Origin of the sequence: Sphingobacterium lumbrici (genome assembly GCF_006476045.1) — a bacterium.
In the GTDB taxonomy this organism is placed as follows: domain Bacteria; phylum Bacteroidota; class Bacteroidia; order Sphingobacteriales; family Sphingobacteriaceae; genus Sphingobacterium; species Sphingobacterium lumbrici.
The window spans coordinates 262092-268170 of record NZ_SRZY01000028.1 but is presented as its reverse complement, the minus strand read 5'-3'; the positions used below and the strand labels follow the sequence as shown (position 1 = coordinate 268170).

Annotated in this window: 5 protein-coding genes and 1 tRNA gene; 4 read left to right on the top strand and 2 right to left on the bottom strand. The window is 39.1% G+C overall.

Annotation, left to right across the window (positions count from 1 at the left end; genetic code table 11):
* Positions 1-191: 191 nt before the first annotated feature.
* Positions 192-265, bottom strand: a tRNA-Pro gene (locus tag E4F24_RS10900).
* A 305-nt stretch (positions 266-570) separates the two neighbouring features.
* On the opposite strand from E4F24_RS10900, the gene rplS reads away from it, so the two are divergent.
* Positions 571-918 carry a 50S ribosomal protein L19 gene (rplS, locus tag E4F24_RS10895; RefSeq protein ID WP_140938724.1) on the top strand — a complete coding sequence of 116 codons (348 nt, stop codon included), beginning with the start codon at positions 571-573 and terminating at the stop codon, positions 916-918.
* 77 nt (positions 919-995) lie between these two features.
* Here the strand turns inward: rplS and E4F24_RS10890 are convergent, their stop codons facing one another.
* Positions 996-1982, bottom strand: coding sequence for a potassium channel beta subunit family protein (locus E4F24_RS10890; protein WP_140938723.1), 987 nt, complete (start codon positions 1980-1982; stop codon positions 996-998).
* Positions 1983-2074: 92 nt separating this feature from the next.
* Here E4F24_RS10890 and E4F24_RS10885 point away from each other — a divergent pair, with 92 nt between their 5' ends.
* From E4F24_RS10885 to E4F24_RS10875, 3 genes are all read left to right on the top strand, one after another.
* The gene (locus E4F24_RS10885) at positions 2075-3175 is read left to right on the top strand and encodes a carbohydrate-binding family 9-like protein (RefSeq protein ID WP_140938722.1); all 1101 of its coding nucleotides are present in this window, start codon (positions 2075-2077) and stop codon (positions 3173-3175) included.
* Positions 3168-4244 carry a family 10 glycosylhydrolase gene (locus tag E4F24_RS10880; RefSeq protein ID WP_140938721.1) on the top strand — a complete coding sequence of 359 codons (1077 nt, stop codon included), beginning with the start codon at positions 3168-3170 and terminating at the stop codon, positions 4242-4244. The genes E4F24_RS10885 and E4F24_RS10880 overlap by 8 nt, the downstream gene beginning before the upstream one ends.
* A gap of 208 nt (positions 4245-4452) precedes the next feature.
* Positions 4453-6057 (top strand): CTP synthase, encoded by a 1605-nt coding sequence (locus tag E4F24_RS10875; protein ID WP_140938720.1) that lies wholly within the window; start codon positions 4453-4455, stop codon positions 6055-6057.
* Positions 6058-6079 lie beyond the last annotated feature (22 nt).

Genomic DNA, 6079 nt, shown 5'->3' with positions numbered 1-6079 from the left:
TGACCACTCTGGCGCCATTGGGCGACTAAGGACAACATTTTATCGCGCTTGCTTTCTATCAAATTCATGCAAGCAAAGGTAATCCCAATAAAAAACTATTTAAATATGTACTTGATAGGCCGGATACGATCGAACCCCGGTTCTCATCCCGCCACAAACAAAAAAAGCCCGACTTTCGTCGAGCTTTTTTGTCGGGGTGGCAGGATTCGAACCTACGACCTCCACATCCCAAATGTGGCGCGATACCGGGCTACGCTACACCCCGAAAAGGTATCACCTTTTTTTGTGTGGCACAAATATACGGGTAAAAATGATTTTGTCAAGGACAAAGACAAACATTAATATTAACACGTTGATTCATTGCAAAATATTTTTTTCAACGTTTCATTTCCGATGTTGAAAACATCTCCTAATTATTTATAAAAAAAATATTTTTTTTCTTACCTTTGCAGTCGCTTCCAAAAAGAGGTCAAAAAGTATTTTAAAAAACTTTTTTTTAATTAAAATAAAAGCTGTAATATTGCATTCCGATTTTTACAGGATGTAAATCGTTAATAATTACTCGAAATCATGGATTTAGTAAAATTTGTAGAAGAACAAGCGGTCGTAAAAAATGAAAATCCCGCTTTCAAAGCAGGAGATACCATCAGCGTTCATTATAAAATTCGCGAAGGAAATAAAGAGCGTATTCAGGTGTACCAAGGTGTAGTACTCCAATTAAACAGCGAAGGTGCCAACGCTACTTTTACTGTTCGTAAAATTTCTAACGGCATAGGTGTTGAACGTATTTTCCCTGTAAATTCGCCAAACATTGAAAAAATTGTAGTAAATAGCTATGGTAAAGTACGTCGCGCTAAATTATTCTATTTGCGTGGTCTTACTGGTAAAGCTGCCCGTATCAAAACTAGACGCGTTTAATTTTTAAACACGAAACTACTTCAAAATAAAAAAGGATGTAATATCGATTACATCCTTTTTTATGTTTTCTATAAGCCCTAGCGAACCGCTTCGGGTTTTGTTCCCATTATATCATCTATCTTTTCCCTCACTTCCTCCGTCAATACGGATAACACTTCCAAAGCCTTAAAGTTCTCCAACAGCTGACTTTCTTTAGTCGCACCCAATATCGCAGTAGTCACATTCGGATTCTGAATACACCATGCTATACATAGTGTCGGTAATGAAACCCCCAGCTCCTGCGCAAAAGCACCTAATTGCCTCACCCGCGAAATCTTATCTTCCAGTAACGTCCTATCCTTCAACCATTCGTACCCTTCCAAAGACATCCGAGACCCCTCAGGAACACCATTGTTGTATTTTCCGGTTAAGAGACCCGAAGCCAGCGGACTCCAAATGGTACTACCCATCCCTATATTATCGAAGATACTTAAAAATTCGGATTCCATCTTCCGTCGATTGAACAGGTTATATTCTGGCTGCTCTACTGCAGGCCCTTCCAGCCCCAATTCTCTCGCGATCATATTCGCTTCCATAATTTCCGCCGCCGACCATTCACTTGTACCCCAATAAAATATCTTACCTTGCTGTATCAGCGTATTCATCGTACGCACCACTTCTTCGATAGGTACATTCTTATCTGCACGATGGCAATAATATAGATCAAGGTATTCTACCTGCAGCCTCTGCAAAGCTTCATCACAAGCTTCCATTAAATGCTTCCGACCCAACCCATGTTGATTAGGCTTCTTCCCCTCCCCTTTCCAACCAAAAAAAGCCTTACTGGAAAGCACAAAGGAACTCCTGTCCCAACCTTTCTTTTTCAATATTCTTCCCATCATTTCTTCCGACATACCGGCAGAATACACTTCAGCATTATCAAAAAAATTGACACCATTTTCATAAGCAATAGACATTAGCCGATCATTAATATCATCGTCTGTTTGATTTGCAAAAGTAACCCACGAACCAAATGATAACACACTCAATTGGAGACCACTCTTCCCCATTCTTCTATATTCCATATTTTGAATTTTAGTGGCTTAAAGTTAATGATTTTATAAAAATTATTGTTACAATACAGAGCTAATCATTTTTATAGGTATCTTCATACATTATGAACGGTACTCGAATCTTAATTTTTATTGTATTCATCAGCATCAATGTACCTATAGGTGTAGCACAATCTTCTATGGCCGAAATTGCAGCAATGCAATCCGTACCCTTAAAATATCAGGTTTTAAAAACAAACGAACACATTTCCATAGATGGAAGAGCTAACGAACCGATTTGGCAGCAAGCCCCTTGGACATCAGATTTTGTGGATATAGAAGGGGCACATCAGTTAAAGCCGACCTATAGAACTGCAACAAAGATGCTGTGGGACGATCAGTATCTTTATATCTATGCAGAACTGGAAGAACCTCATATCTGGGGCGACATCACGATGCATGATGCCATCATCTATCATAATAATGACTTTGAAATATTTATTAAGCCTTTTGAGCACCATCCATTTTATTATGAAATAGAAATCAATCCATTAAATACCGTTATGGATTTGATGATGTCTAAGCCGTATCATTTCGCAGGAGAAGCAATAATGAATTGGGATGTAAAAAATCTGAAATCAGCTATACATATAGAAGGCACACTCAACAACCCGTCAGATAAGGACAACTATTGGTCTGTGGAAATAGCGATCCCTTTTGCATCGTTAAATACATTTGGACGCCCTACCGTCCCCAAAGCAGGTAGCTTTTGGCAGATAAATTTTTCCAGGGTACAATGGCAACACGAACTCGTAAACGGGAAATACGGTCGTAAAAAACAAGAAAGCGGCAAACTCCTTCCAGAAGACAATTGGGTCTGGTCTCCTATTGGGCTTATTAACATGCATTATCCCGAAAGATGGGGATACTTACAATTCGTGGAAGATAAAAACGAAGATAATTACATTCCTCATGCAAATAAAAAAATGGCATGGAATGTTTTTTATTTACAGCAATTACACCGAAAAAAACACGGACGCTTTGCTACCGACATAACCGCGCTAGAAGGATATACATCATTTTTAGAAAATGATTTCAATAATATCCGTTATACCTTTGTCATCAATGACGATCAGACATTTTATAAAATAAAAATCAAAGATCCAACGATATCACAGGTATTTTCGTTGGATAGTTATGGTAATTACAACGTCAGTTATGAATAAAAGAAGAGATTTTCTAAAAGCAACCTTTGCAGGTATTGCAGCGCTACAATTGCGACCACTGGCAGGTCTAGCTAACCCACACAATAATGGACTTTTATTTGATTACTGGATGTGGGTTCGTCCCAATCAAAAAGAATCGGAAGCCATTCTAAAAAAAAGATACCAATCCTACCGGGAAGTAGGTGTCAGAGGACTTTTTTTTGAGGCCTATAGCAAGAAACATTTTCAAATAGCAAAAGAAATCGGACTAGAAACCCATCGTTGGATGTGGACGATGAATAGAGGAGAAAAAGATCTTTTGACACAACATCCCGAATATTACGCCGTCAGCAGGTCAGGTAAATCCTGCGCCACAGAACCCGCCTATGTGGATTATTACAGGTTCCTCTGTCCATCACATCCCGATGTCCCGAAATATTTAGAAGACAAATCCCGGGAACAACTTGAAAAAGAAGATGTGGATGGTTTACATCTCGATTACATTCGGTATCCCGACGTTGTATTGCCCGTTAACCTTTGGCAAAATTACAACCTCGATCAGTCCACCGAACTACCTGATTATGACTTCTGCTACAGTAAATACAGTAAGGCAGCTTTCCTAAAAGAAACAGGCATTGATATAGACAAAGTAGAACGTCCGGATCAAAGCCTATCCTGGCGTTCGTTTCGTTACAATCAGATCAATAAGGTCGTGAATCGCATTGCTGATGTAGCTAAAGAATACGACAAGCCCCTTACCGCTGCTGTATTTCCTACCCCGGATCTTGCCAAACGAATTGTAAGACAAGATTGGACAAATTGGAAACTATCCGGTGTATTCCCCATGATATATCACGGTTTTTACAGAGAACCTGTCGGCTGGATTGGCACCGCAGTGAATGAAGGCGTACAAGTATTAAATGGAAAATTCCCTCTTTATGCAGGACTTTATTTACCTGATTTCAAAACAACAGATGAATTAAAAGAAGCTATAAGGCTTTCGAAGAAAAACGGTGCCGCAGGCATCTCCTTATTTGGTGAAACTGATTTTACACCGGAAATACTAAATGTCTTGAAATCTTTCCACTAGACATTTTTACAGAAGGACATAGTAATCCTATACGGTAGTAAATGACAACAATATTGATTTGATTCAAATTTTCAATCTCTCCTCTGCCTTTAAGATTTTATTTTTAGAGGAAAATATGTCAAAAAAATACTTACCTTTGTATCCCGTACATGAGGCAGATGTTTTGAGCCCAAAAGCTCCAAACATTAGTTAAAAATCCATAATTGCTATGACTAAATATATCTTTGTTACGGGCGGCGTAACCTCGTCGTTAGGGAAAGGCATTATTGCTGCATCCTTAGCCAAACTTCTACAGGCACGTGGCTTTAAAGTAACCATTCAAAAATTCGACCCTTACATCAACATTGATCCGGGCACATTGAATCCCTATGAACATGGGGAATGCTATGTGACCGAAGACGGTGCAGAAACAGATCTTGACCTGGGACACTACGAACGTTTTTTGAATGTACCTACTTCTCAGGCAAACAACGTTACGACAGGGCGTATCTATAAGCATGTTATCGAAAAAGAAAGAGAAGGTGCTTATTTAGGAAAAACAGTTCAAGTCATACCCCATATTACCGACGAAATCAAACGTCGCATGCAGCTTTTGGGCGAGACCGGAGAATACGACATCGTAATTACCGAGCTTGGAGGAACAGTAGGCGATATCGAGTCACTTCCTTTCATCGAAGCTGTACGTCAGTTACGCTGGGAATTAGGCAATAATGACTCATTGGTTATCCACTTAACACTAGTCCCTTATTTGGCTGCTGCGGGCGAATTGAAAACAAAACCTACCCAACACTCCGTCAAAACATTATTGGAATATGGTGTTCAACCAGATATACTAGTATGCCGTACAGAACATAAATTAACACCGGAAATCCGTAAAAAGCTTGCACTATTTTGTAATGTCAATATCAATGCGGTAGTAGAATCAATCGATGCACGTACGATCTATGATGTTCCGTTGTTAATGCTAAAAGAACAATTGGATAAAACAGTATTATCCAAACTCAAATTATCTACCAAGAACGAACCCAATTTAGAAAACTGGAAAAATTTCTTAGGAAGATTAAAAAATCCGACCAACGAAGTGAATATCGCCCTAGTGGGCAAATATGTTGAACTTCCGGATGCTTACAAATCCATTGCAGAAGCGTTTATACACGCCGGATCTGCCAATGAGACCAAAGTAAAAGTTCGCTATATCGCAGCGGAAAGTATCAACAATGAAAATGTAGCCGACAAGTTAAAGAACTTAGATGGTGTATTGGTAGCCCCCGGATTTGGAGAACGCGGACTAGAAGGTAAATTATCAACGATTGAGTTCGTGCGTAAAAATAAAATACCTTTCTTTGGTATTTGTTTGGGTATGCAATGTGCCGTCATTGAGTTTGGCCGCAATGTATTGGGTCTTAAAGATGCGAACAGCTTTGAGATGAACGACAAAACGACCAACCCTGTTATTAATTTGATGGAAGAACAAAAAAACATCAAAAATATGGGCGGCACCATGCGTTTAGGAGCCTATGAATGTGAAATCAAAAAAGGAACCAAAGCATTTGGCATTTATGGCAAATCAAAAATTTCGGAGAGACACCGTCATCGCTATGAATTCAATAACGATTATTTAAAAGCCTACGAAAAAGCAGGAATGATCGCTTCAGGAATCAATCCTGACACCGGATTAGTCGAAATAGTAGAATTAAAAGATCATCCGTTTTTTGTAGCCGGTCAATTCCACCCCGAATTAAAATCAACAGTTGCAAACCCTCACCCACTTTTTGTTAGCTTTGTAGCCGCGTGTTTGGCAAATAAGAAGTAAAACATCAATAAACAGAAAGATA

Excerpts from the sequence above, each read along its gene's own strand:
- rplS (WP_140938724.1), top strand. The coding sequence starts at position 571 with ATGGATTTAGTAAAATTTGTAGAAGAACAAGCGGTCGTAAAAAATGAA.
- E4F24_RS10890 (WP_140938723.1), bottom strand. The coding sequence starts at position 1,982 with ATGGAATATAGAAGAATGGGGAAGAGTGGTCTCCAATTGAGTGTGTTA.
- E4F24_RS10885 (WP_140938722.1), top strand. The coding sequence starts at position 2,075 with ATGAACGGTACTCGAATCTTAATTTTTATTGTATTCATCAGCATCAAT.
- E4F24_RS10880 (WP_140938721.1), top strand. The coding sequence starts at position 3,168 with ATGAATAAAAGAAGAGATTTTCTAAAAGCAACCTTTGCAGGTATTGCA.
- E4F24_RS10875 (WP_140938720.1), top strand. The coding sequence starts at position 4,453 with ATGACTAAATATATCTTTGTTACGGGCGGCGTAACCTCGTCGTTAGGG.